22 protein-coding genes are annotated in these 25,358 nt (G+C 45.5%); 9 read left to right on the top strand and 13 right to left on the bottom strand.

The window, feature by feature from the left end:
* Positions 1-86: 86 nt before the first annotated feature.
* The 6 genes from M3629_RS24275 to M3629_RS24250 all read right to left on the bottom strand — a co-directional run bounded on the left by M3629_RS24275 (position 87) and on the right by M3629_RS24250 (position 4,649).
* A complete protein-coding gene (locus tag M3629_RS24275; RefSeq protein ID WP_090924289.1) occupies positions 87-314 on the bottom strand; it encodes a DUF896 domain-containing protein in 228 nt (75 codons plus the stop codon).
* Positions 315-663: 349 nt separating this feature from the next.
* The gene (locus M3629_RS24270) at positions 664-1,683 is read right to left on the bottom strand and encodes an SPFH domain-containing protein (protein WP_251510983.1); all 1,020 of its coding nucleotides are present in this window, start codon (positions 1,681-1,683) and stop codon (positions 664-666) included.
* Between the two features lie 96 nt (positions 1,684-1,779).
* Positions 1,780-2,601 (bottom strand): TPM domain-containing protein, encoded by an 822-nt coding sequence (locus M3629_RS24265; protein ID WP_435368268.1) that lies wholly within the window; start codon positions 2,599-2,601, stop codon positions 1,780-1,782.
* Positions 2,574-3,605, bottom strand: a complete 1,032-nt coding sequence (locus M3629_RS24260) for a TFIIB-type zinc ribbon-containing protein (protein ID WP_251510981.1) — start codon at positions 3,603-3,605, stop codon at positions 2,574-2,576. Before M3629_RS24260 ends, M3629_RS24265 begins: the two co-directional genes overlap by 28 nt.
* Positions 3,606-3,635: 30 nt before the next feature.
* Positions 3,636-4,343 carry a PspA/IM30 family protein gene (locus M3629_RS24255; RefSeq protein WP_251511043.1) on the bottom strand — a complete coding sequence of 236 codons (708 nt, stop codon included), beginning with the start codon at positions 4,341-4,343 and terminating at the stop codon, positions 3,636-3,638.
* 87 nt (positions 4,344-4,430) lie between these two features.
* On the bottom strand, positions 4,431-4,649 hold the full coding sequence (locus M3629_RS24250) for a hypothetical protein (RefSeq protein WP_251510979.1): 219 nt from the start codon (positions 4,647-4,649) through the stop codon (positions 4,431-4,433).
* A gap of 230 nt (positions 4,650-4,879) precedes the next feature.
* Between M3629_RS24250 and M3629_RS24245 the strand changes: the two genes are divergently transcribed.
* The 4 genes from M3629_RS24245 (at position 4,880) to pdxA (ending at position 10,380) form a co-directional block, all read left to right on the top strand.
* Entirely contained in the window at positions 4,880-6,568 is a 1,689-nt protein-coding gene (locus M3629_RS24245) for a PrpR N-terminal domain-containing protein (RefSeq protein WP_251510978.1), read from the top strand.
* A 220-nt stretch (positions 6,569-6,788) separates the two neighbouring features.
* Positions 6,789-7,775 (top strand): 2-keto-3-deoxygluconate permease, encoded by a 987-nt coding sequence (locus M3629_RS24240; RefSeq protein ID WP_251510977.1) that lies wholly within the window; start codon positions 6,789-6,791, stop codon positions 7,773-7,775.
* 311 nt (positions 7,776-8,086) lie between these two features.
* On the top strand, positions 8,087-9,382 hold the full coding sequence (locus M3629_RS24235) for a four-carbon acid sugar kinase family protein (RefSeq protein ID WP_251510976.1): 1,296 nt from the start codon (positions 8,087-8,089) through the stop codon (positions 9,380-9,382).
* Positions 9,379-10,380, top strand: a complete 1,002-nt coding sequence (pdxA, locus tag M3629_RS24230; RefSeq protein ID WP_251510975.1) for a 4-hydroxythreonine-4-phosphate dehydrogenase PdxA — start codon at positions 9,379-9,381, stop codon at positions 10,378-10,380. Before M3629_RS24235 ends, pdxA begins: the two co-directional genes overlap by 4 nt.
* Positions 10,381-10,533: 153 nt before the next feature.
* On the opposite strand, the gene M3629_RS24225 is transcribed toward pdxA, so the two are convergent.
* Positions 10,534-10,920 carry a RidA family protein gene (locus M3629_RS24225; protein ID WP_154891536.1) on the bottom strand — a complete coding sequence of 129 codons (387 nt, stop codon included), beginning with the start codon at positions 10,918-10,920 and terminating at the stop codon, positions 10,534-10,536.
* Positions 10,921-11,025: 105 nt separating this feature from the next.
* On the opposite strand from M3629_RS24225, the gene M3629_RS24220 reads away from it, so the two are divergent.
* The 4 genes from M3629_RS24220 (at position 11,026) to M3629_RS24205 (ending at position 14,029) form a co-directional block, all read left to right on the top strand.
* Positions 11,026-11,361: a winged helix-turn-helix transcriptional regulator gene (locus tag M3629_RS24220; protein WP_251510974.1), complete on the top strand. Its 336-nt coding sequence runs from the start codon at positions 11,026-11,028 to the stop codon at positions 11,359-11,361.
* 180 nt (positions 11,362-11,541) lie between these two features.
* Complete coding sequence (locus tag M3629_RS24215; protein WP_251510973.1) at positions 11,542-12,108, top strand: TetR/AcrR family transcriptional regulator; 567 nt, start codon at positions 11,542-11,544, stop codon at positions 12,106-12,108.
* Between the two features lie 113 nt (positions 12,109-12,221).
* Complete coding sequence (locus M3629_RS24210) at positions 12,222-13,343, top strand: ABC transporter permease (RefSeq protein WP_251510971.1); 1,122 nt, start codon at positions 12,222-12,224, stop codon at positions 13,341-13,343.
* A complete protein-coding gene (locus tag M3629_RS24205; protein WP_251510970.1) occupies positions 13,343-14,029 on the top strand; it encodes an ABC transporter ATP-binding protein in 687 nt (228 codons plus the stop codon). Before M3629_RS24210 ends, M3629_RS24205 begins: the two co-directional genes overlap by 1 nt.
* A gap of 122 nt (positions 14,030-14,151) precedes the next feature.
* Here M3629_RS24205 and M3629_RS24200 read toward each other — a convergent pair whose 3' ends face one another.
* Positions 14,152-15,189 (bottom strand): fibronectin type III domain-containing protein, encoded by a 1,038-nt coding sequence (locus M3629_RS24200; protein WP_251510969.1) that lies wholly within the window; start codon positions 15,187-15,189, stop codon positions 14,152-14,154.
* A 260-nt stretch (positions 15,190-15,449) separates the two neighbouring features.
* Positions 15,450-16,382 carry an AraC family transcriptional regulator gene (locus M3629_RS24195; RefSeq protein WP_251510968.1) on the bottom strand — a complete coding sequence of 311 codons (933 nt, stop codon included), beginning with the start codon at positions 16,380-16,382 and terminating at the stop codon, positions 15,450-15,452.
* Positions 16,383-16,744: 362 nt separating this feature from the next.
* Between M3629_RS24195 and M3629_RS24190 the strand changes: the two genes are divergently transcribed.
* Entirely contained in the window at positions 16,745-19,918 is a 3,174-nt protein-coding gene (locus tag M3629_RS24190; protein WP_251510967.1) for an alpha-mannosidase, read from the top strand.
* 196 nt (positions 19,919-20,114) lie between these two features.
* Here the strand turns inward: M3629_RS24190 and M3629_RS24185 are convergent, their stop codons facing one another.
* The 4 genes from M3629_RS24185 to M3629_RS24170 form a co-directional block, all read right to left on the bottom strand.
* Positions 20,115-20,966, bottom strand: coding sequence for an aldo/keto reductase (locus tag M3629_RS24185; protein ID WP_251510966.1), 852 nt, complete (start codon positions 20,964-20,966; stop codon positions 20,115-20,117).
* Between the two features lie 125 nt (positions 20,967-21,091).
* A complete protein-coding gene (locus M3629_RS24180) occupies positions 21,092-23,041 on the bottom strand; it encodes an AraC family transcriptional regulator (RefSeq protein ID WP_251510965.1) in 1,950 nt (649 codons plus the stop codon).
* Positions 23,042-23,258: 217 nt separating this feature from the next.
* Entirely contained in the window at positions 23,259-24,512 is a 1,254-nt protein-coding gene (locus M3629_RS24175; RefSeq protein WP_251510964.1) for a mechanosensitive ion channel family protein, read from the bottom strand.
* Between the two features lie 178 nt (positions 24,513-24,690).
* On the bottom strand, positions 24,691-25,308 hold the full coding sequence (locus M3629_RS24170; protein WP_251510962.1) for a polysaccharide deacetylase family protein: 618 nt from the start codon (positions 25,306-25,308) through the stop codon (positions 24,691-24,693).
* Positions 25,309-25,358: the final 50 nt, after the last annotated feature.

The following is a 25,358-nucleotide window of genomic DNA, read 5'->3' as shown; positions in this document are numbered from 1 at the left end:
GAGACTAACATCCGCACGAGTAGCACAGTTTAACGTGAACTCCCGATCAGGGAACCTTTAATATCCCTCTGCTTTTACAACAAAATCTATGGATTCTGTCTGGAAGCCTGTTCTTGTTTCAATTTATCTGGAGTCACGTCATCGCCGTTTGGATCGTAGATGGTGGCATTCAGCAAAATGTCGTTGACCGAACCACGGAAAGTCTGCAAATATTCCTGGCGAAGGCGAGTCTGTTCTGCTTGCTCCATCTCCGTCAACCCACCCGCTTTAGCTTTTCTCGCGAGTTCATTAATTCGTGTCAGTGTCGGAATCATCATCTGGATCTCTCCTCCTATCATTCAATTAAAGATATTTATTAGAGTATATTCTTTCTTTAGCATTGCTGTCACTTTCATTAAAATTAAATATCTTAAGATAAAGATAATTGATTTTATTTCGATTGTCAACACTTTGTTATTCACGAAAAATAAAGCGGGTCTACTTTGTACTCAAACGTATGAATTCCTATCATTAGAATCAATAAAAGGTTAGCCCTACGGATAGGATATCCTGTAGAACTAACCTTTTATTCGAAGATAAGTAAGCTTGGAATATATTAGATAAGCTTAACTTGAGTTTAAATCTCAAGTATCCCATGACAGTGGGGCCGGAATTTATAAGCTATTAGCCCAGCTTTTGTCCGCAGTTCGGACAGAAATTAGCTCCTTCATTTTTGGCGCCACAGTTCGGGCAGAAGTTAGGCTTCTTGCCATCACCACCGGAAGACTGAGATGCACTTCCATTACTATTCTGCTGTTGACCTTGGCTATTTGAACTTTGGTGATTGGAGTTCTGGTTGTTCTGGTTCATGTTTTTCATCATCTCATTCGCCATGTTCATGCCCATCATCATACCTGCCATATCGGAAGCTGCACCGCCGCCCTGTACTTTACCGGAAGAGATCCCGTCGGTCATACTCACCTGCTGGTACTTTTGCAGATTGCCGATCATCTCATGAGAGGCCGTTTTGGTGATCATGTCCTGAATCTCCTGTGGATAGTTGAAACTCATTACCTGGAAGCCGGTAATGCCAATTCCGATATCCATCATCTGCATATCCAGATCCTCTTGAATACCGCGTGCAATATCGGATGCATTCGCTTGTAGATTGAACATGTCCTTGCCCTCACGGCTGATCCACTTCATCAGTAACTGATCCAGCACAGATGTAATACGGATTTTGACATCATCCACCAGATAGCTTTGTTTGATGCCTGCGATTTTATCAATCAGTGTTACATAGTCACTCACTTTAAAGTTAAACGTTCCGTTCGCACGAATTGGCATACCGCCCGGAAGCTGTGGTGTTGGAATCAATACCGGACTCTGTGTGCCCCAGCGTACAGTGAACTCTTTTGTATTTACAAACAAAACTTCAACCCGCATACCGCTGTTGAATCCGAACTTGAACCCTTTCAGCGTAGACAAAAACGGAATGATCTCCGAATCGATATTAAATGAACCTTCGTCCTCAAAAATACCTTCCACCTTGCCATTATTCAGAAATATCGCATCCTGCCCTGAGCGGATAATCAGCTTACTACCCTTTTTAATCTCTCGGTTACTCCACTTCCAGAAGATCATATCATCTCTGAATTCTTCCCATTCCACCACGTTGGAAAATTGATTTTTGAAAAATCCCATGTTTAATCCCGTCCCTTCTATAGTAAACCTGTCAGGCCTTATATACGTTGTGTCATAAAATAGAAAATGATTGCGATGTGTCTCTGCTAATTACAGTTAGAATGACCGGCTGCTGCCACTGTGTGAGTGTCCACCCGCGGTTGTACCGCCACCGCCGCCTCCGCCGTTATTGTTATTCTTCTCAATTTTGGTCTTCGTGACCGTTGTACGAATATATCGATCCTGACGATCAATCACATGCGAGTTCTCTGAATCCTCATAGGTAGCGCGATTGACCGTGACACGTCCACCCGAACGATACATCATAACGCCAACGACAATACCACCAACAGCTAAGGATGCAGCAAGTTGAAACCATGTCTTGAACAGAATATTGTCCGGGTTTACACCAGGCTTAAGATCAAGATATTCGTAGGACAGGTTCAAGAACTTCTCAAAAGCCAGCCGATAATTGCCATCCGACAGGTCTGGGGCAATTTTTTCTGTGATTTTATCTGCCCTGCTGTTATCAACGTATTCTTCACCCTTATAAAAACCCGCTGCGTATACATCCCGATTATACATATCCAATGTCAGCATAACGGTGTTCCCGTGAGGTTTATCATACCCTGGTGCCCGGTTATCGTAGAATTCCTGAGTTAGCAGCTTGTCACTTTTCTGTTCCTCGTTGTTAGTCGTGTAAATGATCAAGTCCGTCTGCCGCTCTGCTGAATACTGATTCGCCAGTGCATTTAATTCATTCCGATCCTGCTCACTTAACAGGTTAGCCTCATCGTAGATGAGGTTTTTGTTCTCCGCTGCGGATGCCGATGATATAGGGAAGATCGGAGCGAACATGGTTACTAGAAGTACAATTAGCGCAGCTATCGCAACTAAGGGTCTTTTTTGGCTCACAGGAATCCGCCTCCCATCATCCATGACACCAGCTTCAGCGACAACAGTGAAACGGCCGAGACCCCCGTGAACCATCCGGCCACTTTGGCTTTACTGATCGGCGGTTTGCCGACTACTTTACCCGTCTGTCCATTCATGGCAAAGGTGTATTGTTTGCGATTGTAATCGTAGTTGACCATCCATACAGGTAGCAGCACATAGTCTGCATTTTTGAGTGTCGTATCAATGTCTTTACTGGTATAGCTCACGCTCGTATATCCCGATACGGTAGAAGCGATGTACGAATCAATGTAGGATCTCGTTTTATCCTTGGCCCTTGGAAAAAGCTCATCTTCGGTATAACTGTATTTTTCCGCAATATATCCCGCCAGATACGGGGTTTTGAATAATTTCAGTTCCTTGTAAGGAAAAGGCTCCAGCTTATCCATCAGATCGTCATTCATTTTTTCTGACGCATCAATGGGCAGATTCACGTATTCCAACCGAATTTTACGATAAATATCAAAATGCTGCGTCTCCGTATATCGGTAGTCACCCTGCGTGTAGGATCGTACCTTGGTGCCTTGAGCATGAACCTCAATTCGGTTATGTAGATCATACAGCCAGAACGGCACGTATATGCCGGTAACGCTCTGGATGCGATCAGCGGTCATGAAGCCACCAGGCGTGAGCAGACCGTTTCTGCACCATTTTTTGAACGCCTGTTTCGCTTGCTCTTTGTTGATGGAAAAGGGAATCACCATCGCCGGGGCCAAATTGCCCGTCAGCCGATCACTCAGCACCACCGCCGCACCGCAGAAACTGCATGTCGTTGCACTTGTCTCCGGCTCGGTCACGATATCTGCTCCGCAGCTGTTGCAGTGATATTCCTTCACTTCCCCCTCGGTAAACACCTGCTTCTTCAAAGGATCGGGGAGCTGTTCAATGTTATCCTGACGTCCGCAGCTCGGGCAGGATAACGCACCGGATACACTATCAAAAATCATGCCGCTGCCGCAGTTCGGACATTTATACTCTAATACCGGCATCTGTTCACCTCCGTGTCTCAATTGGATGTCTTACTTCCCTAGTTTCTCCTGGATCGCTGCCAGTTCCTCGTCCGCACTTGGACTTGGATTCTCTCTATTCCTATTACCCGCATCCGCGTTCATATCCCGCTCTAACTGCGCAATCAGTTCATCCAGATCATCTTCCTGTGCGCCTGCACGAAGCTCGGCAAGTGCCTCCGCTTCATTTAATGCCTGATTCGCTCGATCTTCCATCGCTTTAAACGCGGATTCAGCAAGGCTTGCAGAGGCATTCTTTTCATTTAACTGTTGTTGTGCCCGTGCATCAGCTATTCGGCCTTTCAGTTCTGCGTGCCTGGCTTCCAATTTCCCCAAATCTGCAACGAGCTTGTCGTTCATGTGTTTCATCATCTGCGCTTTGGCGGAGGCACGGTCATATGCCGCTTGTAATTCATTGCGTTTGTCAGCCAGCTTCACTTTTTTCTCCAAAAAGCTGCGTGCCTTGTCCACATCACCTGACTCCGCTGATTTCTCCGCATAGCGCTGCAACTTGTTCACCTCAGCCTGGCACTCATCCAGTGCCCGCTTGGCCCGATTTTCATCCGTAAGCACCGCGGCAGTCTCTGCTTTCACCTGTCCCAAATCACCGCTCAGGCTTCGCATGTACTCGTTCACGGTTTTCTCCGGGTCGTCTGTCCGGTTCAACATATGATTTACATTGGCCTTCATCACGTCTCTAAACCTCGATAAGATTCCCATCATTCGTTCCTCCTTCGGGTATGTTCATATGAATATAATACATGAATAGGACGGCATACGTTTCATTAAAATGATTCTAAGCTCTGGCTACATCTCTTCAGACAGGCTCTCCACCGCTGTAAAAAAGACATCCAGCAGCTCCACGCCATACGCAGTCCGCACGTATTCCGTAATCTCTGCCACATTCTCCTGCCGCTGATACTCCAGACACGGACGGCCTTCGCTCCAAAGCACTCTGCAAGGGAATCGCTCCACCACACACTGGATAATATGGTCTGGATCAGCGGCTTTATGTATATTGGGCATATGTCTCGACTCCTTTATATAAATTAGCTTTGATGTCGCAAACGCGCTCTAACTATGCACTTAGCAAATCCCTTCCCCAATGCTTTAATTTTGAAATACATGTTGTTTTGATTCAGTGCAGTTCGTCACATCGTTCTTCATACCTCGCTTCACTCCTCTTCAAAGATGCCTTTCTTCTTCAAATTAGCTATAATAAAGGGATCAATGATTTTATAAAAGGCAGGAAAACTATGCGTACACGAGTTCATTTCATCGCTCCTTATGAATCGATGATTCCTATTATAGAAGAATGCATACCTCGCTATCCTGAGCTATCCATCCAGACCGATGTGGGTGACTTGGCAAAAGGGGTAGAGCTGGCCATTCAAGCTGAGAAAAACGGTGCAGAAATTATTATTAGCCGCGGCGGAACCGCGCAACTTATTAAACAGGCGGTGGCCGTTCCTGTCATCGATGTGCAGCTATCTGGCTATGACATGATTCGTTCTCTCACACTGGCAAGCCAGTTTAACGGACATACAGCTATCGTTGGATTCTCCAACATTACATCTGGCGCACAGTCCATAATCGACCTGATGGATCTGCCGCTCAAAGTTTACACCATACATAGCTCCGAAGAGGTCGCCAGGTTACTACTGGAGTTGAAGGCCTCTGGGTACCAGCAGATTGTGGGTGACGTTATTACCGTGAATACCGCAAAGGCCTACGGTCTGGACGGTTTATTGATTCAATCGGGCACCGAATCCATTCTCAGAGCCATGGAGGATGCACAGCTAGTCTACCGTTATTTGAGCAAAAATCAGACGGTCTCCATCATACTCCATGATCTCGTGACCCAAGAGCATCGGAATCTGCTGATTTTGGACGAACAGGACGAAGTAGTTTTTGAAAACTGGGCTGATTTTGATCATAATCCACTCACCGAAAATCACTTGTATCTAATGAACACAAGTCTGGAGTTCCATCAATCCAAAATTCAGAACGTGTTTATGGTAGACGATTACCAATTGACGGTGCAGGCTTATGAAACCAAGCTGGATAACAAGAGCTACAAGGTATATCTGCTGGAAAAAGGAGAACCTTACGCATTTGCACAATTCGGCATCACCACGTTCACCGATTCCTCGATGGAGCCCATCGTTGCCGAATCACCTGCCATGCAGGCTGTATTAAAGAATATCCGCGCACTCTATTCGCATAATGAAGCGATATACTTATTGGGCGAAGCCGACTCTGGTAAATCCTTTCTGGTCAAACATATGCATCAGATGCACGCAGGCGGTGGACTTTTGTTGCAAATTGATCTCTCCCAAGTTCCTTCAGGCCATTTGCACAAAATCCCGTTAACCAAGGTGAAAACGGTCGAGCTGAATCAGATCGAATCACGCCTGAGCGATCCTGAGCTGCTTACCTTCATCGAGACCTGTCTCCAAAACAACATCGGTCTGTTTATTCTAAGTGAGCAAGTGCCTGATCCTAATTGGACACTCCGGCTGAAGCTGAACACACTCATGATGCCAAGCCTTGCTGACCGTGCTGAGGATCTTGAACCGTTGATGCAGCATTTCCTGACGGGGTATTATCACAAATACGGCACTACCGCTGTACGAATCAAGGAGGATGCACTACAGTTAATTCGGGATCAGGCCGCACAGATGAACGTCAATCAACTGAAACATCTGATCAAACAAGCTGCGCTGAATGAACCGGATTATGTCATTACGAGGGGCACTTTAAACCGTCTACTTCATCAACAGTCTGCGGCAAATGTAAGTGCAATGAAGCTTGGTGGTACATTAAAAGAAATTGAGCAGGAAGTCATTAAGCGGGTGCTACAGGAAGAAAATAATAATCAATCCAAAGCCGCTGAGCGTCTGGGGATTAACCGAGCCACATTATGGCGTAAACTTAAAGATTAACTTTAAGTTTACGTCTTTTTTATGGGCTTCTTTTCAAGAGCAGCATTCTATTGCTCGTTCAATGGATAATGGACTATGTATGATGATGTGTTGCATTTTTAAACATTTATATATCTATTTCAAATTTACAATAATTTATTGTTGCTAATTTAAACAACATAAGCTAACATAGTCTCTGCAAGCGCTTAAGAAAACGATTACTTCATAAGGAGCTACGACTATGAACATTAAAGCTACTCTCGATCGCATCCCTGGCGGTATGATGGTTGTTCCCCTGTTGCTGGGTGCAACGATCAATACATTTTTTCCGAATGCCCTGCGCATTGGTGGATTTACAGAAGCGCTCTTTGTAAACAGTGCGAGCACACTCATTGCATTATTTCTGTTAATTGCCGGTACACAGATTACGTTCAAAACAGCCGGTTCCTCTGTCGGTAAAGGGCTGACCTTGCTTACATTCAAATGGGCAATCGGCGCAGGCCTTGGATTTATCGCTATTTTATTCGCTGACTCAAACGGCTTATTTCTCGGACTCGCTCCTTTAGCCATAATCGCTGCCATGACGAATTCCAACGGTGGCCTCTACATTGCACTTGCGGGCCAATACGGTAAAGAAGATGACAAAGCAGCCTACCCGTTCCTCGCACTTAGTGACGGTCCATTTCTAACGATGGTAGCGCTCTCGATCTTTGGTGCGATGGGCTTTGCTAATGGCATGTTCTCTCCGATGTCCTTTGTTGCAGTATTGCTTCCACTGATCGTTGGTGTCATTATTGGTAATCTGGATCGTAATATGGCTGAATGGCTGCACAAAGGCAGTGACAAGCTCGTTCCGTTTTTTGCCTTTGCACTCGGTATGGGCATCAACTTCTCCTCTATTATCCAAGGTGGACTTGGTGGAATTCTGCTCGGCGTGCTGACCGTGCTTCTTACAGGCGGGGTTGGATACTTGCTCTTCAAAGCCATCGGCTGGAATCCCATTGTTGGCGCATCCGAAGGCTCCACAGCGGGTAATGCGGTAGGTACACCAGCTGCCATCGTAGCTGCCAACGCTTCATTTGGCCCTATTGCGGAGATTGCTACGGTGCAGATTGCGGCAAGTGTTGTGACCACGGCAATTTTGTTGCCGATCTTTATCGGTTTCCTCTCCAAACGGCTGGAGAAATCAGGCGGGGTCGCCAAATATAATGAACGACCGACCACATAAATAATGGGCATTAATACTGAGTAATTTTTTTGAATTTTTTACCATATAAATTGAACTATCTATTTACACATTAACGGAGAGGACAGAAAAAACCTGGAGAAGCGAAGCCAAAAGCTTTCTGAAAGAAAGCTACATCGGAAGCATAAGCTTCGCCTTTATCACCGGATTTCCCCCTTTGGAAAAGGGATTCAAGAAATCTGGGGATAACAGCGATTGGAAGGTTATTCTGTCATCGGAGTGATCCGTGTAACACCCTTGGTTCAATTTATATGGTTAATGTAACAAACGAAAACTAAAGGAGGGATGACTGCATGAAACTGGCCATTATTGCAGATGATCTGACCGGTGCCAATGACAGCGGGGTGCAGCTAGCCCGGCATGGCCTGAAGACAAGTGTTCTATTTAACATGGATGAGGCCTCACTGGCCTCTTATGATACCGTTGTTTTTGATACAGACAGCCGTTCTATTGCAGCAGAGGAAGCTTATAATCGCGTGTATCATGCAGCCAAGTTGCTGACCGAGAACGGGTTCGATACCCTTTTCAAAAAGATGGACTCCACCATGCGAGGCAATATTGGCATCGAAATTGATGCAGTATACGATGTGGTGAAACCCGATTTCATGATGATCGCCCCGGGTTATCCCAAGAATAACCGCACTATTTTGGAGGGCATTCATTACCTGAACGGCGTGCCACTTGCGGAGACAGAGATTGCTCTTGATCCAAAAACACCCGTAACGATCTCTTACCTGCCGGATCTGCTCAAACAGCAGACGAAATACCGCGTGGGCGAGATTACAGTTGGTGATCTGGAAGCCGGACAACAACAGATACACGCCAAACTGGAGCAGTTCAAACAAAACAACATTCCGTATATACTGGTGGATTCCACGGAGGAAGCACATTTGGAGCAGATTTTGCAGATGACACAGGACATGCCGTATACGTTTGCTTGGGTAGGTTCAGCAGGGATTGCGAACTATCTTCCCGCTCACTATGAGCTAGAGTCCAAATCCGCCGCACTCACGATCCCAGAGAATACGGGCCCCATCTTGACTGTCGTAGGCAGTGTGAATAAAAACTCTCGTGAGCAGTTGTATCGTTTGCTCCGTCAGTCTCGAATCGCGTCCGTATCGTTCCATTCGTTCAAAGCCGTATCGGCAGAGGCAGATCGTACTGCGGAGATGGAACGTGTCTACGATGAGGTCAGAACCAAAGCGCTGGAGGGGGAAGATGTCGTGCTCTACTCCACTGCCGAATCCATCGATATCGAACTGGCGCGGGCAACAGGTGAGAATCGCGGATTGAATCACACCCAAGTCAGCAACGAAATCGTACGTGCGATAGGCGAAATTTGTGCCAGACTGCTCGAAGAGGGACTTTTCAAAGGAGTATCTATGACAGGCGGCGATACCGCCAAACAGATTTGTCTGAAATGGAATATTAGCGGATTCGAACTGTTGGACGAGCTTGAAATCGGCGTGCCGATCTCCAGATTTATGGGTATTGAAGATTTATATGTGATTACCAAAGCAGGCGGATTCGGCAAACCGGACGTCTTTATCCGTGCAGTTCAAAAATTAAAAGGGGGCATTCTCGTATGAAACCCACAGTAGGTATTACGATGGGCGATGCCGCAGGCATTGGACCGGAGATTATTATGAAAGCACTGGCACATCAAGAGGTATATGATCAGTGCAACCCGCTTGTGATCGGTGATGCAAAGATTTTAGAGCGTGTGCTACCCGTGATCGGCTCCAACTTGAAAGTGAATTCTATTCAGGAACCAGAAGAAGCAAAGTATGAATTGGGTACTGTCGATGTCATTGATCTGAATCTTGTTCCAGCTGATCTGGAGTACGGCAAAGTGTCAGCTGTCGCGGGAGATGCGGCATTTCAGTTTCTTGCGAAGGCCATTGATTTGGCGAAAAAGAAACAGATTCACTCGATCTGCACAGCACCGCTTAACAAAGAAGCACTGCATCTGGGAGGTCATCTGTATCCAGGCCACACGGAGATTTTGGCAGACCTGACGGACACCGAGGACTTCTCCATGATGCTCACTACGCCTAACTTGCGCGTCATTCACCTGACCACTCACATGGGTCTGATTGATGCCATCGCGAGCATTAACCCGGAAAGAACCTACACAGTCGTAAAGCTGGCTCATGATACGTTGAAAAAAGCAGGCTTTGACAATCCACGCGTCGCGGTATGCGGGATTAACCCTCATGCCGGAGAGAATGGTCTGTTCGGCAACGGGGAAGAAGAAGAGAAGTTGCAGCCCGGCATTGAGCGTGCGCAGCAGGAAGGCATTAACGTCGTTGGCCCACTCCCAGCGGACACGCTCTTCTTCCGTGCAGGCCGCGGCGACTTCGACATCGTTGTAGCCTGTTACCACGACCAAGGTCATGCCCCAATCAAGGTGATGGGCATTGAGGAAGGCGTGAATATCACAGTTGGCCTGAAAGGCGGTATCATCCGTACATCCGTGGACCACGGTACTGCCTTTGATATCGCTGGCCAAAACATCGCTGACGATAAAAGCATGCTGGCAGCCATCCGTTCTGCCATCGAGCTTGCACCGAAAGACTTGGTGTAAAGAGAGTAATCCTTTAGTATATAGCTCTATAAAGTAAACATCATATAGATCAACCAAGGCAAACCTACTTCATTCGAAGGTTTGCCTTGTTATTTTTTTATATCCATACACCTCTAATGAAAAGAACAGCTACGATTCCTTAGTTTCCCATTTTTATGAACCAACATGGGCAACGCCTCGAATCTCCACCCATTGTTCAGGGAATGCCAGATAATTTACCCCAATCAGACTGCCTGCCGGTCGATGCTCACCAATATACTCTTTAAACATTTCGATGGCGATTTCCCCGTGCTTCTGCGCCTGAGTCAAGTAAATTTCAACATATGCAAGATTAGACCTGGTTACATCAAACTGTGCTAATACGGTATCCAAGTTCTCTAATGTCTGTAATACTTGTGCCTGAATATCTCCCTCACCAACAAAGCTACCTTCTGCGTTGTGAGAAAATTGTCCAGAGATGTACAGCGTATTGTTGACGCAGTAGCCTTGAGAGATCCCGTGATCCCAGAGATCATGATTGTACGTTTGAATTGTGGTCATGTAACTAGCCCCTTTACTTTAAATTAAGGCTAGTATAGACTGGGCAAAAAGATTAGGATAGTACGCACAATAATGATAGGTACTATCTGAAAGGATAGTGTAAACATGGGCATATCCGACTTTGACGGTGAGAATATAGCTATTCAAGATACACCTTTTGGCTACACCATGTCTGTCATCGGTGGTAAGTGGAAGATGATTATTTTATATCTGCTCGCTTCCAAGCAACCGGTTCGTTTCAATGAAATGCAGCGGCAGATTGGAGCGATCACGTACAAAGTTTTAAGTGCACAGCTCAAGGAACTCGAGGCCGATGGATTAGTTACTCGTAAGGAGTTTCCGCAGATTCCACCCAAAGTAGAATATTCACTGACATCGAAAGCACAGACAATATTACCCGTACTGGAACAGCTGTGCGAGTGGGGCGAAAAGAATCGTTAAAGCGGTAAAGCTTTTAGAGACAACGAATAAAGATGGATTCCCTGTCATTTTCAATGGTCTATATTCGGCATTCGGGTATCTTATGCTAAACTGAGTATATTCAGTAGATTGTGTTGCAGTCGCTGCACCATTGTAGTACGACAAGACACGTTTTAAATCAGACGAAAGAAGAGATTGTTCATGGGAAGAAAGCAATCGTTTACGGAAACAGAGCTGCTGGATATGACCAAAAAATTGGTGCTTGAGCATGGGTACGACGGTTTCCACCTCAAGCTGCTTTCGCAGCATCTCTCCGGAGCTCGGAGTACCATCTATCAGTATTACGCCAATAAAGAGGAGATTGTGGCTGCTTGCATGAAAAGAGTCATCGCTAATGTATTGGAACATGCATCAGCCGTTGATGAGTCCGACCCATTAGAATCGCTTGAAGAACTGCTACTTATTTACGTTGAAGAAGCTGCGCTCCATCAGCTTCTAGGGGATGCGAATAAAATTAATACCTCCAACTCTCCTGCAGCAGCAAGAGATCTTGAATTTATTGAAGAAGCGCATCAGACACTCAAACTTCAATTATCACGTTTGTTTGAACGCGCTCAACAGGATAAATCTCTCCGCCAAGATATCCCTCTACCTGTACTTATTGGTGTCTTTTTCAACTTGTTTAACACACCTAACATGATGAATTTACCTACAGCTGATTGGGGTAGACTGCTTTTTCAAACGTGGATTGGTGGAGCCAAGAGCTGAGTTTTCTTCTTGGTACTAATTTGACACAAGTGTCAATTATATTGTTTAATAAATGAGAACGTGTGTCGCGACACTTCAAATTTGACACAAGTGTCATAAAAGGGGTTGAGAGAGTGTTTTTAGCTGTAAAAGAATTAATGCATAGCAAACTGAAATTCTTAATGATTATCATCATTTTTGTATTGATCGCTTGGCTGGTATTTATTTTATCTGGTCTAGGTAATGGGTTATCCACGCTAGCTGCATCTACCTTCAAAAATATGAAAGCGGACTATGTCATTTTTGAAGAGGGCTCCCAGTCCTCCATGAGCAAGTCTTTATTGTCTGGTCAACGGGTGACTGAGGCAGAGAAGCTACCTAATGTCGAAGCTGCCGCACCCATGGGTAGCACGATGGCGACAGCAATGAAAGGGAAAAATTCAAAAAATGAAGATAAAGTCGATATTGCGATCATTGGTATTCTTCCAGGAAGCTTCCTCGAACCGAAGGTAGTCGAAGGTCAACCTTTATCTTCGGATAAGCCTACGGGTGTCGTGGTGAATACTTCCCTTAAAGATGAGGGCTTCAAACTCGGAGACACGTTTCAGTTAGATGGTACGACCGAATCCCTAACCATTATCGGTTTTGTGGAGAATGAGACGTATAACCACGTTGCATCCGTATTTACACCGATGGAGCAATGGCGGCAAATCTCCTTCGCTGCCCCGGGTTCCGATAAAGGCTTGGCTGAACCTGTCAATGCCATCATGCTGCAAGGCGAAAATATAAATTCAGCTGAAATCAATAACAAGTTGTCTGGTACGGATACCGTTACTCGAAGCGAAGCGGTACAAGGCATGCCCGGATACAAAGAAGAGAACGGTACGATTCTGATGATGCTGGCCTTTTTGCTCGCTATATCTGCCTTTGTACTCGGTGTATTCTTTTATGTCATCACGATGCAAAAGACGAATCAGTTTGGCATTATGAAAGCCATAGGTGCCAGCAACAAGTTTCTGAGTAAAACGATAATATCGCAAGTATTTGTGCTGTCGGTAACAAGTATTCTGGTCGGTATTTTGCTGACTTATGGAACTGCTGCAATTATGCCTAAAGGTATGCCTTTCAAGCTGGAGACTAGCCTTGTCGTGACCTATTCCATCGTCTTACTCGTGATTGCAATGTTAAGCTCGTTGGTATCTGTTCGCAAAATTACCAAGATTGATCCGCTCAAAGCGCTCGGGAGGGTTGAATAATGACTACAGGTCTGCAGATGAACGAAGTCACGATGATTTACGGTGAAGGAAGTAATCAGATGAAGGCTCTTGACCATGTGTCCTTATCCGTAGAACCAGGAGAATTTGCTGCTGTCGTTGGACCATCCGGTTCTGGTAAAAGTACATTTCTGTCGATCGCTGGGGCGATGCTTAAAGCATCTGAGGGAGAAGTCAGACTAAATGGAAATCTGATCTCGATGCTTACGGAGAAACAGTTGTCCACGATACGACTCAAAGAAATCGGTTTTATTATGCAATCATCTAATCTAGTTCCTTATCTGCATGTTCTTGATCAGCTCCTTGTCGTAAAACGAATGTCCGGAACCGTCAGTAAGGAGGATCAACAATTTGCCATGAAGCTATTGGAAGAGCTAGGACTCGGACAGAAGTTGCGGAAATTCCCAGAGGAATTGTCAGGCGGCGAGAAACAGCGGACAGCCATTGCTCGTGCTCTAATGAATGATCCTAACCTGATCCTGGCAGACGAACCCACCGCAAGTTTGGATACCAAGCGAGCACATGAAGTGGTCAGTCTCATGGCACAAGAGGTCAAATCACGCCAAAAAGCGGCCATCATGGTCACGCATGACGAGCGTATGCTTGCCTATTGCGATAAGGTTTACCGAATGAATGACGGAATATTAACGCTTTCTGCAACGTCTTAGAAGAAACTTTAACCGATGACTACTATTTCAGTAGGATAACTGCTTCATTTAGCTATCTAGCATTTTCAAGATAAAAAGCAGCAGAAACTATTTTCAGTTCTGCTGCTCTTTATTATTGTTATTTATTCTGTGGTAGCCGGTACATATTCATTAACCTCAAACGTAAGGATTCTATCGAAAATGATATAGTCTTTTCTACTCTTAAACGGCCCGATATTATTTTTGCCTTTATCGACTGCAAACATTACGGGGCCATTACCCGAAGCTTTTGTTTCATACCAATTAATAAAAGCATTTACTTGGGGCATAGATAGATCGAATTCCTTCTCTAATCCCGTGTTCAACGTGATTGTTAATAGTGCTCTTTCTCGAATGATTAAAAGGGAGGCAGAAACCTCATTGGAAGATACCCCTTCTCCAACACTATTTACGGCCGTGATTTTATAATAATATGTAGTTCCCTCTGTAACGTTAGAATCTGAATAGTTAGTTGAATTTACAGTAGCAATTTTTTCGTAAGGCCCATCAGCCGAAAGGGATCTTTTAACATTATATGAAGTTGCCCCATTAACGGTATTCCAGCTGAGATTAATCTTAGAAACAACCGGTTCTGCTTTTAAGATCGGAGAAGCAAGATTAGGATTGATTAAATAACCGGTATCATCAATATCAATGGCATCTAGAACCCATCTTTTAGTATCCGTAGATTTTATTTGTACAGTATGTTCTTTTGAAACGAGGTCAGCTACTTCAAACACAAGAGCTTGATTGATTTGAACTGATGGTCCAATTACAGAAACGGGAGCATAATCAACACCGTCGATGGTGATTACTAGATTTGATGTGTAGTCTTGATAAAGGGTACTAATTATTCTTAACTGTGTACCATAAAAAGAGAATTTTACAGTTTGAGAAGAGTTCGTTGGATTATTCGGCAGATAATGCAACGAATTCCCATAGAATTGAGGTCCTGTCGTTGTTGTCCACTGGTTACCACTATAGACAATTCTACTATCCTTATCATCTATTCTGTGCCACCCTTGTTCAGCAGCTAATAACGGTTCACCCACTGTTGCAGCCATTACACTCGGTCCAAAAAAAGATGAGACTAACAGGATGAACGCAGTTAGACCAATGAAACCTTTTAATTTCTTTAACATTACGAAACCTCCAGTTTTTTTATAAACATCATACTATCCTTCATGTTCTCCATTGTCCAAACATAAGATGGAATATATTGTAAATTTTGATGTATGAAATAAAATTAAGATTATGTATAACTTATTCATTCCATAACAAAGAGCCAGCATCATGACCTCTTTGCTGACTCTTCCTTTTTTACGCTAATCAATTTCCCCTCATTCGACTCTTCCACATAATTCAGACGATACTCTGTATTCAATTCCTCTCTTCATCTCGCTTAGGTTATTACGTTTTTCTCTCCTCCTACAAGTACCATCTCACGCTCGTCCTGCGCAGGTCTACTACGCCGATACGCACTTGGCGACATTCCATTCTGCTTATTAAAAATGCGATTGAACTGCGAAAAGCTGGTGAAGCCGCATTGGGCCGCAATATCCGTAATTTTCTCACTCGAATGTAGCAGCATCTGTTGGGCATTTCGAATTCGGGTCATCTGCACATATTCCGTAAACGTGAAGCCTGTGACTTTGTTGAACTGGCGCGATAAATGATGTGCACTTACATAAAAGCGTCTGGACACCTCATCCAGCGACATCTCCTGCTGATAGTGACTATGAATATAGGAAGCAATGGCATACATTCGCTGGGTCATGGATGATCCTTTTTCCTCACGGACATAATTATTCTCCGCCGCATAACGATGAAGACCACATAGAAACTCGACAAACTTATGATGAATAGCCACCGATTGAATAGGAGATAACTGCTGTGATATCGCAAAAATATCGTTGAGGGGCGCAAGAACTTCCTTACGCCGTTCTTCCGAGAAGCGGAAAATGGGAACCTGCGCATTAAATATCGTAAATAGCTCGCTGTAACCGTTCTCAAGTCCAGGAACACTGCGAGGCATAGCAAAATTAATCATTAACCGCTTGGGTGGCAAACCCTTCGGATATTGGGTTTTATGAAGTAGAGCAGGTCGAAGCAGCACAATATCATAGGGCTGCATCTCGTATAAACTGCCTTCAATAATATGTGCAGCGGTCTGATCGAGCAGAATACAAATTTCATAAAAATCGTGAAAATGCTGAAATTCCATATTGAGATCATGCGAACGCTCGTCATAGTCCAGGTAATAATAAAGCGAATCCCCCGGCTGGTTCACATGGATCGCATATCCCTTCTCATATGTCAAAACCGATGATGTCATGGACATGCTCCTTCCCTAGGGCGTGTCTGAAAACGCTGAAGAAAGCCAATTTTGCCGAATTTTCGTTCCAAGCAAGGAAGTTTCCCGCAGGTGTGCCTTTGCACGTCAAGGGGAAGTGACGTAGCAGGGGGCGAAAGATGCACTTCAGTAGATTTCAAGACACGCCCTAATCATTCATACCTTCATTTTAGCATGAAATGCAATAAAAATACGGAATTTCCAGCATACATTACGTAGTTTCAATCATTTCTGATTTGATATGATAAAGTTAAAATGTCAGCGTTTTCAATAATTAAGCTTCTATTGTTGTTGAAGTAGCCCTTACAGCCTGTACTTACTAAATACCAAGGTGGGAAACACATATGAAATTGAATTCCTTGTCTACTCGAATCCAAACGATTGTGAAACACTTGGAAAGTGCACGATTAACGTCAAAGACATATATACCCGAGCTTTATCATAAAGAGAGCGGATACCATACATGGGATCTCGTGCATGAAGATCCTTCTTCATGGAACGTGTTCCGCAAAGGGGACGGCTGGGGCGGCAAGGATGTACATAGCTGCTTCAAAACCCGCATTCAGATTCCCGACCATCTGGAAGGAAAAAAGGTCGTCTGCGCCATCGTTACCGGTGCCACAGATATTTGGAACTATGATAACCCGCAGTTTCTGGCCTTCCTGAACGGAGAGCTGATCTGTGGTCTGGATGTGAATCATACCGAGATCGACCTGACGCCTTCCGCAGTCAAAGGGGAAGAGTTTGAACTGGCGCTGTACGCCTATTGCAGTACGTCCGCAGCCGATGTTTTCCTGAACGTATATATTGCCGAGCATCATGAGCCTGTCTCGAATTTGTATTATGACTTAAAGGCTGCACTGGATGCGGCAGATCTGCTACGCGAGGATGATCTGGAGCGCCTGAAGCTGATCGAACAGCTGAACGAAGCTGTAAATCTGCTCGATTTACGCCAAGAGAACAGCACGGCTTTTCACGCATCCGTACTGAAAGCACGCGAGTATCTGCAAAACCATATCTATGGAGAAACTCGCCCCGACAGTGATCATATCCCGACCGTTCACTGCATTGGTCACACTCATATTGACGTGGCATGGCTGTGGACGCTGGATCAGACACGGGAGAAGGTTATCCGTAGCTTCGCGAGTGTGCTCTATCTGATGGATAAATTTCCGGAGTACACCTTCATGTCCTCCCAGCCTCAGCTCTACGCATACTTGAAAGCCGACTTTCCGTCTTTATATGAGAAAATCAAAGAAAAAGTGGCCGAAGGCCGCTGGGAAGCAGAAGGTTCGATGTGGCTGGAAGCAGATTGCAACCTGATCTCGGGTGAATCGATGATCCGTCAGATTATCTATGGCAAACGTTTCTTCAAGGAAGAATTCGGCGTAGAGAACCGTGTGCTCTGGCTGCCCGATGTATTCGGTTATAGCGCAGCGATGCCGCAGATTATGCGCAAGAGCGGGATCGATTATTTTATGACGACCAAAATTGCCTGGAATGATACCAACCAGATTCCAAACGATACGATGTACTGGAGAGGCATTGACGGTTCGGAGGTTCTGACGCATTTTATTACAGCCAAAGACTATATTCCCCACCCTGAATTCGGAAAGCACCGTTTCGAGACCACATACAACGGACGATTCAATGCTTCCCAAGTGAAAGGCACATGGCAGCGATATCAGAACAAAACCATCAACACCGATGTATTGCAATGCTTCGGCTTCGGAGACGGCGGCGGTGGACCAACCGAGGAAATGCTCGAGCACGGCAGACGTCTTGAAAAAGGACTCCCTGGCGTACCAACAGTGAAACGTACATTTGTGCGTGAATTTTTCGAAAAATTAGAGCAGAATTTAGACGGCGTACGTTCGGTTCCGCGCTGGTCAGGCGAGTTGTATCTGGAATATCACCGCGGTACGTACACGTCTATGGCTCGTAATAAAAAATATAATCGTCACAGCGAATTTGCACTGTCCGATGCCGAGCTGTTCTCCATGATTCAACGTCAAGCGGATGCACACGCTGCATATCCAACCGACGCATTGGAACACGCTTGGAAGCTGACGATGCTGAATCAGTTCCATGATATTCTGCCAGGCAGTTCGATTGAGCAAGTATACATCGATTCGCAGGAGCAATATGAAGAGGTGCTGCGTGTCACGGACGAGTTGAAGAGCAGCGCTTTGAACGGCATTGTAAGCCAGATTACGTCGAACGGCGAAGCCATCGTTGTCTTTAATCCAACCGGTTTTGCACGGACAGATGTGGTGGAACTGCCTTCTTTTGCGAAAAAAGTAACAGTATACGATGGAGATCGTCCTGTACCAAGTCAGTACACGCCAGAAGGCGGACTTGTATTCCTTGCCGAGAATGTGCCTGCATCAGGATATAAAACGTTCCGCATCACGCCAGATACCGCCGCTGATCTTGGCAGTGCAGGTGTATCGGTTGCCCAGTGGCAGTCCGAGCAGCAATCCATCGAAACCCCTTGGTATGACATTCGCCTGAATGAAAGTGCTGAATTTGTATCCGTGTGGGACAAGCTGGAGGGGCGTGAACTGCTTCAATCCGGCGAGCGTGGCAATGTACTGCAAGTATTCGAGGATCGTCCCGCAGAGTATGAGGCATGGAACATTGACGATTATTATGAACAGCATATGTGGGAGATCAATGACCTGCAATCGATGGAATGGGTAGAAAGCGGCCCGGTACGTTCCGTGCTTCAAGTGAAAAGAAATTTCCTGGACTCTGTCGTTGAACAAACTATCATTTTCTACGCACATACACGGCGAATCGACTTCCGCACCTTCGTAGACTGGAAACAGGAGCATTTGTTGCTGAAAGCTGCCTTCCCGCTCGATATCTGGAGTGAAAAAGCCGTCTATGAGATCCAGTATGGTAACGTGGAACGCGCGACACACCGCAATACAAGCTGGGATCAGGCTCGTTTTGAGGTGTGTGGTCAGAAATGGGCCGATCTTGCCGAGAGCGGTTACGGGGCTGCCCTGCTGAATGACTGCAAATACGGATACGACATTCACAATTCGGTGATGCGTCTATCCCTGATCAAGAGCGCAACCTATCCGAACGAAAATGCCGATAAAGAGCAGCATGTGTTCACTTACTCCCTCTATCCGCATCAGGGGGATTTCCGTGAGGGACGTGTTATTCAGGCAGCTTATGATCTTAACCGTCCATTGGTTGGTCTGGAGATAGATTCACAAACCGGAACATTGCCGGATACATGGTCACTTGCTTCTGTAGATCAGGAGAATGTCGTGCTGGAGGTTATCAAAAAAGCCGAGGACAACGACGACATGATTATCCGTATCTATGAAGCCCATGGCCGCCGCAGCCGTGCCTACCTGCAATTGCCTGAGGGAACAGGTGCTACAGCATACGCATGTGATTTGCTGGAGAATATCGAAGCAGAGTGCCGTGTAGAGAATGCTCGTATTGCTTTTGACATTAAGCCATATGAAATTCTGACGTTCCGTATTCCGCGCGTATAGACATCTAGCTGAGCAGCAGGCTTGTTATAAAGTGGCGAATCCCAGAAGATGTCCGTGCATAGACGAGTTCGGGAATCTGGTTAGTTGCTAGCCGATTCATCGTTCGATATACCAAAAGAGTGCCGCTTATCCTTATGGACGAGGGCACTCTTTTTCTATGCGTTCTATTTAAATACTCAGTAATCTCAGTTATCTCTTAAAATTCCTCGTACTCACTCGGGTCTTGATTCCACAATCGTCCATCTGCACGATTAAACGTAGCGATGACCTGCATCTCCTCATCGTTCAACTCAAAATCAAAAATATTAATATTCTCTTGCTGATGCTCTAAGGAACCTGCCTTCGGAATCGGAATAGAGCCAAGCTGAATATGCCAGCGCAATATAATCTGTGTAGGCGTTTTATCGTGCGTTTCTGCAATGCGAACAATATTCTCGTCCTTCAAAATATCCTGCAAAGCATCATTCCCACGTCCGATGGGACTCCAGGATTCGTTCACAATGCCATGCTTCGCATCCTGCTCCCGCTGCTTCGCTTGATCGAAGAAGGGATGTAGCTCGATCTGGTTCAGGCTCGGTGCAACACCCGTCTCTTGAATCAGCTGTTCATTGTGCTCAGGCAGGAAGTTGCTGACACCGATGGAGCGGATATATCCGCGTTTTCTCGCTTCAATTAAAGCTTGCCACGCCTCTACATACATATTCTGCTTGGGATTAGGCCAGTGGATCAGATACAGGTCATAATAGTCCAGATCGGCTCTGTACAGCGATTCCTGAATCGCGACTAGCGCTTTGTCATAGGCATGATATCTGCCCGGCAGTTTGGAGGTAATGAGCAGATCCTCGCGCGCGATGGAGCTTTGTTTGATTGCTCTACCCACGGTAGCTTCATTTTCATAGTTGTATGCCGTATCAATCAAGCGATACCCTGCATCGAACGCAGACGCAACGGATCGAACCCCTGCCTCCCCTTTCAAACTGTACGTACCAAATCCAATCGCAGGCAATTTCAAGCCATCATTCAACGTGTATTCCGGGATATGATTCATTCGAGAACTCTCCTTTGTAAAAGGTGGTATGATCTTTCCTGAACAGCACTGGAAATATAAAGCATTCTCTCGTTATTCTACCCCTTCACGCCGGCTTGAATCAATTCAGGCAGGCAGCTCACGTCCTATTTGCCATCTCCTATAATTAGATCTGTAATGATGTCCAGTTGTTTCTCTACCGCAATAGGGTCACTCGGAAGGAACTGGTCAAAATCAATAGAGTACACATGGCCTGATTTCCCCGCTGGTGATGCATCGATCAGCTTTTGTACATCCTTGAGCTTGTCCTCAGCACCCTTATTCACAGCCAGGAACAGACGGTCACCGATAAAATCGGGAATCACCTCGCTGGATACCTCCCATGTTTCGCCATGAATGACGTCCGACTCTACCTTGGCTGCCGGCTTCAGCCCAAGATATTTATAAATAATATTGCCCCCCATATTCGTATCTCCGTATACAAAAAGGGCATCTGGACGTACGTTTAGTATAGAGAACGTTTCATCCGCACGAATATAAGGACTGATTTTCGCTTTGTACGCTGCGATTTGGGCTGTAAACTTCTCATTCCACTGCTTCGCTTCTTCCTGTTTACCGAGAATATCCCCAAACATCTCAATATCTTTGATGGGTTCGTTATTCTGCTCGATCACAATGGTTGGGGCAATCTTGCTCAGTGCATCATACCCACCCTCCACAATCTCGGCTAATGCAGGTGTTGTTACAATCAAGTCTGGTTGGAGGGACAGAATCTTCTCCGCATCTGGCGGTATGCCGATATCGGTAATCCCTGTCTTATCGCTAATGTGTGGATTTTCCAAAACATATGTCGTTGTGCCCACCGGTTTCACGCCAAGCGCGATCAGCTCGCCAAGATGAAAGAAACTGACAACACGTTGTGGATGCACAGGGATGGCTGTTTCGCCTTTTAAGTGTTTATAAATTCTCGTTTCCGCGGCAGTACTGTCTGATGCGGTCGCCGTCGCTGTCTGGCTTGCAGGCTCTTGAGCTGCCGCAGCCCCTCCTGTGGAATTGTTTGCCTGACATGCACTAAGAATTAACGATGTACATAGTACCATCATCGCTCCAAAGGCAGGTCTTGAAAATCGAAACATGGATGTATCCCCTTCCTCACTCCGTTGATAATAAGACTCATTCTCATTATGAGAATCAAAGGGAAGGGATACAATGGACGATTCCAAACGGCGTAATGGATTATTCTGAACCTCAGCGGCTTGCGGCTTATGTTCCGCGCGAAATTGAAGCGGGGAGTGACCGGTGTGCTTTTTGAATAAACGACTGAAATAATATACATCTGAATAGCCTACCTTGCTTGCCACATCCTGAATCCGTGCATCCGACTTCAACAGTAGCTGCTTGGCCCGGTGGACACGCTCATGAATCAGATACTCGATTGGCCCTAGTCCGATCTGATTGCGAAATAAACGCGATAAATAACTTGTACTGCAATCATATCTGCCTGACAGTTTCTCCGCTGTAATGGACTCCCTATAGTTCGCTTTGATATATTTGATAACGTCGGTAACCATGTTGATTTTAGTATGCTCTGGTTGTGCCAATGTCTGCAGTTTCTGGCTCAAAACCTCGTACACCATAGGCAAGAAAATAGATTGGGCTTGTAGCTGATCTAAAAGTTCATTACTGTTCCAGTGACGTTCCATCGCTTCGCATTTTTCCTGAATCGGCAGCATCGCGTTTGGTGTAAATCCATAAGAATGGGTTAACTTCTCCTGACCCTCTGATGATGCAGATAACAATGTATATAGAACCAGATATCCGGCCCATTCCTGATGGTGATCCGGCGCTTCAAAACTCGTGCTCTTGTCCTCTCCTCCATAGAAAATATAAGGTGAGCGGCAATGAACCAATTCATCCGACACCCTCACTCCGATCTCTCCATGCGTAAGAATAAAGAAAAACCCCGTATGTGCTTCAAACTCGGACATATCTGGCACTGCCTCATGTTGTGCACGATAAGACCGAATACATTGCAACCGCACGGCTGATCGATTCCACTGCTCAATATGAGCGTTACATTCGCTAGAGCTTTTCATCCTCATGTCCCCCTGCCTGTACCTGTTCCCGAACCTTGCCTCGCATCATTCTACGTCCTCAAAATATGCCCTATTATATCACAGACCAAAAGCCATCAACCGGAGAGGTTAATGGCTTATCTAAATATCTTCTGAGCTACGTATTAGAACTATATCATGAAACGATGCAAGAATTGGAGAGTCACTTCAAAAAGTACTTGATGGGTAGGATACCTCATTAATATTCTGGCACATATTCTTTATTTTCCTTGAGCTGTACAATGTCATGGCCTGTTGGATTCTGGAAGGCACGTAGCCCAAACGTTGATGCGACTGCAAAGATATGGTCAAAAATGTCTGCCTGGACATTCTCGTATACAGCCCAGTTGGTATCATTGCTGAACGCATAAATTTCGAGAGGTAATCCGCGATCCTCCGGAGCAAGCTGTCTCACAATCATCGTCATATCCTTATTGATCTTCGGATGATGTCGCAAATATTGATGAATATATTCACGGAACACACCGATGTTGGTGAGTTGTCTGCCATTCACATTACTTTCCCGATTCACCTGATGCTCCTCGTTGTACGCTTCAATCTCTTTTAATTTCGACGTTACATAATTGTTTAAATAGTGGATTTTTTCGAACTCAGCCACCATCTCTTCGTCACAAAATCGGATACTGCTGATATCGATAAAAATGCTCCGCTTAATCCGTCTACCACCGGACACTTGCATGCCTCTCCAGTTTCGGAACGAGTCAGAGATCAGCGCATAACTCGGAATCATGGTAATCGTCTTATCAAAATTCATGACTTTCACCGTATTCAATGTAATGTCGATGACATCGCCGTCCGCGTTGTATTTTGGCATCTCAATCCAGTCGCCTACTCGCACCATATCATTGGATGACAGTTGCACACCCGCGACCAGACCCAGAATGGAATCTTTGAAGATGAGCATCAATACTGCTGATAATGCACCTAATCCACTGAGGATGATCAACGGATTCTGTCCGACCAGACTGGAGATCACGATAATACCGCCGATGATAAACAGTACAATTTTGGCTACCTGAATGTAACTCTTGATCGGGCGAATTTTGGACACTTCATAGGTACGATAAATATCATCGAACACGTTAAGCAATGCATTGAGCACCGTAATCATGATAACAATCATGTAGGTCATGGCCGCTTTTTCAATCAAAGCCTGATAACCCGGGAAAATGTAAGCTGTGTAATAGATAATAATAGCCGGCACAAGATGGGAAAGTCGCTGGAACAGCTGTTTCTGGACAACGATATGCCCCCATTTGAACCGGTTATGGCTCACAATCCGATGCACGGCCTTAAGCACAAGTCGTTTGGCAATATAATTGGCAATCATCGAGATCAGCGCAATAAAAATAATCATGATTACACTGGAAACATACCCGATGGAGGGCTCAGTCATGCCTAGTTCCGTTAACTGTTTTTTGATAAAATCCATAGTTTCCTCCTGACGCAGTCTAGTTTAGCCTACTATTATAGAGCAGATTTTATAGTAAAGTAAAACACATGGAAGATGTTCTACATCCATTTACACAATAAAAAGACCCATCAATCTATAGATTGACGGGTCTGTTCTATTTTATGACACTTCACTTCATTTTACAGCTTACACCATGTCACTCGGCCATTCTTAACAATTCACTCACCGTGACCATGCGATATCCCTCCGCCGTCAGTTCTTCCACCAGCACACGCACCGCCTCTACGGTCTGGGAACGTTCCCCGTATCCGTCATGGAAGATCAAAACACTGCCGGGTTTTACCACGGAACGAGTATGCTCCAAAATGTGTTCAACCCCGGGATTGTCCCAATCCTGTGCACCGCCGTTCACCGCACCGATCGTCCGGTAACCCCGCTCCGCAGCCAGAGCTAGAATGTCCTCGTTCACGCCAAAATAAGGCGGACGGAAGCTGCGGGCAGAATTACCCCTGACTTCTTGAACAAGGCGTTCTGCTTGCCGCAATTCTTCCCCGGCCTCATCCAGCGTAAGCTCGGTCAGGTTCGGATGAGTGTATGTATGATTGGCAATCTCATGGCCTTCACGATGCACCTGTGCCGCAATATCCGGGTATGCCTCCATCTCCTTGCCGATCATGAAAAACGTCGCATGCCCGCCTGCACGGCGGAAAATGTCCAGCACTTGATGGGTATACACCGGATGCGGGCCATCATCAAACGTAAAAGCTACAACCTTTTCCTGTACAGATACCTGCTCAACTAACTGCGCTATCATGTAACCACATTCCCCTCTCTGACTGCTCAGATCAACTCCCCCTTATTATT

Origin of the sequence: Paenibacillus polysaccharolyticus (genome assembly GCF_023714295.1) — a bacterium.
GTDB classification, from domain to species: domain Bacteria; phylum Bacillota; class Bacilli; order Paenibacillales; family Paenibacillaceae; genus Paenibacillus; species Paenibacillus polysaccharolyticus_A.
This window is presented reverse-complemented; position numbering and strand designations above follow the sequence as displayed.

Bases quoted from the DNA above. Each gene is read 5' to 3' on its own strand.
- M3629_RS24190 (WP_251510967.1), top strand. From the start codon at position 16,745: ATGAAATTGAATTCCTTGTCTACTCGAATCCAAACGATTGTGAAACAC.
- M3629_RS24215 (WP_251510973.1), top strand. From the start codon at position 11,542: ATGGGAAGAAAGCAATCGTTTACGGAAACAGAGCTGCTGGATATGACC.
- M3629_RS24270 (WP_251510983.1), bottom strand. From the start codon at position 1,683: ATGGGATTTTTCAAAAATCAATTTTCCAACGTGGTGGAATGGGAAGAA.
- M3629_RS24185 (WP_251510966.1), bottom strand. From the start codon at position 20,966: ATGAATCATATCCCGGAATACACGTTGAATGATGGCTTGAAATTGCCT.
- M3629_RS24250 (WP_251510979.1), bottom strand. From the start codon at position 4,649: ATGCCCAATATACATAAAGCCGCTGATCCAGACCATATTATCCAGTGT.
- pdxA (WP_251510975.1), top strand. From the start codon at position 9,379: ATGAAACCCACAGTAGGTATTACGATGGGCGATGCCGCAGGCATTGGA.
- M3629_RS24200 (WP_251510969.1), bottom strand. From the start codon at position 15,189: ATGTTAAAGAAATTAAAAGGTTTCATTGGTCTAACTGCGTTCATCCTG.
- M3629_RS24175 (WP_251510964.1), bottom strand. From the start codon at position 24,512: ATGGATTTTATCAAAAAACAGTTAACGGAACTAGGCATGACTGAGCCC.
- M3629_RS24240 (WP_251510977.1), top strand. From the start codon at position 6,789: ATGAACATTAAAGCTACTCTCGATCGCATCCCTGGCGGTATGATGGTT.
- M3629_RS24195 (WP_251510968.1), bottom strand. From the start codon at position 16,382: ATGACATCATCGGTTTTGACATATGAGAAGGGATATGCGATCCATGTG.
- M3629_RS24255 (WP_251511043.1), bottom strand. From the start codon at position 4,343: ATGGGAATCTTATCGAGGTTTAGAGACGTGATGAAGGCCAATGTAAAT.
- M3629_RS24205 (WP_251510970.1), top strand. From the start codon at position 13,343: ATGACTACAGGTCTGCAGATGAACGAAGTCACGATGATTTACGGTGAA.
- M3629_RS24275 (WP_090924289.1), bottom strand. From the start codon at position 314: ATGATTCCGACACTGACACGAATTAATGAACTCGCGAGAAAAGCTAAA.
- M3629_RS24235 (WP_251510976.1), top strand. From the start codon at position 8,087: ATGAAACTGGCCATTATTGCAGATGATCTGACCGGTGCCAATGACAGC.
- M3629_RS24260 (WP_251510981.1), bottom strand. From the start codon at position 3,605: ATGCCGGTATTAGAGTATAAATGTCCGAACTGCGGCAGCGGCATGATT.
- M3629_RS24225 (WP_154891536.1), bottom strand. From the start codon at position 10,920: ATGACCACAATTCAAACGTACAATCATGATCTCTGGGATCACGGGATC.
- M3629_RS24245 (WP_251510978.1), top strand. From the start codon at position 4,880: ATGCGTACACGAGTTCATTTCATCGCTCCTTATGAATCGATGATTCCT.
- M3629_RS24180 (WP_251510965.1), bottom strand. From the start codon at position 23,041: ATGAAAAGCTCTAGCGAATGTAACGCTCATATTGAGCAGTGGAATCGA.
- M3629_RS24265 (WP_435368268.1), bottom strand. From the start codon at position 2,601: ATGGATGATGGGAGGCGGATTCCTGTGAGCCAAAAAAGACCCTTAGTT.
- M3629_RS24170 (WP_251510962.1), bottom strand. From the start codon at position 25,308: ATGATAGCGCAGTTAGTTGAGCAGGTATCTGTACAGGAAAAGGTTGTA.
- M3629_RS24220 (WP_251510974.1), top strand. From the start codon at position 11,026: ATGGGCATATCCGACTTTGACGGTGAGAATATAGCTATTCAAGATACA.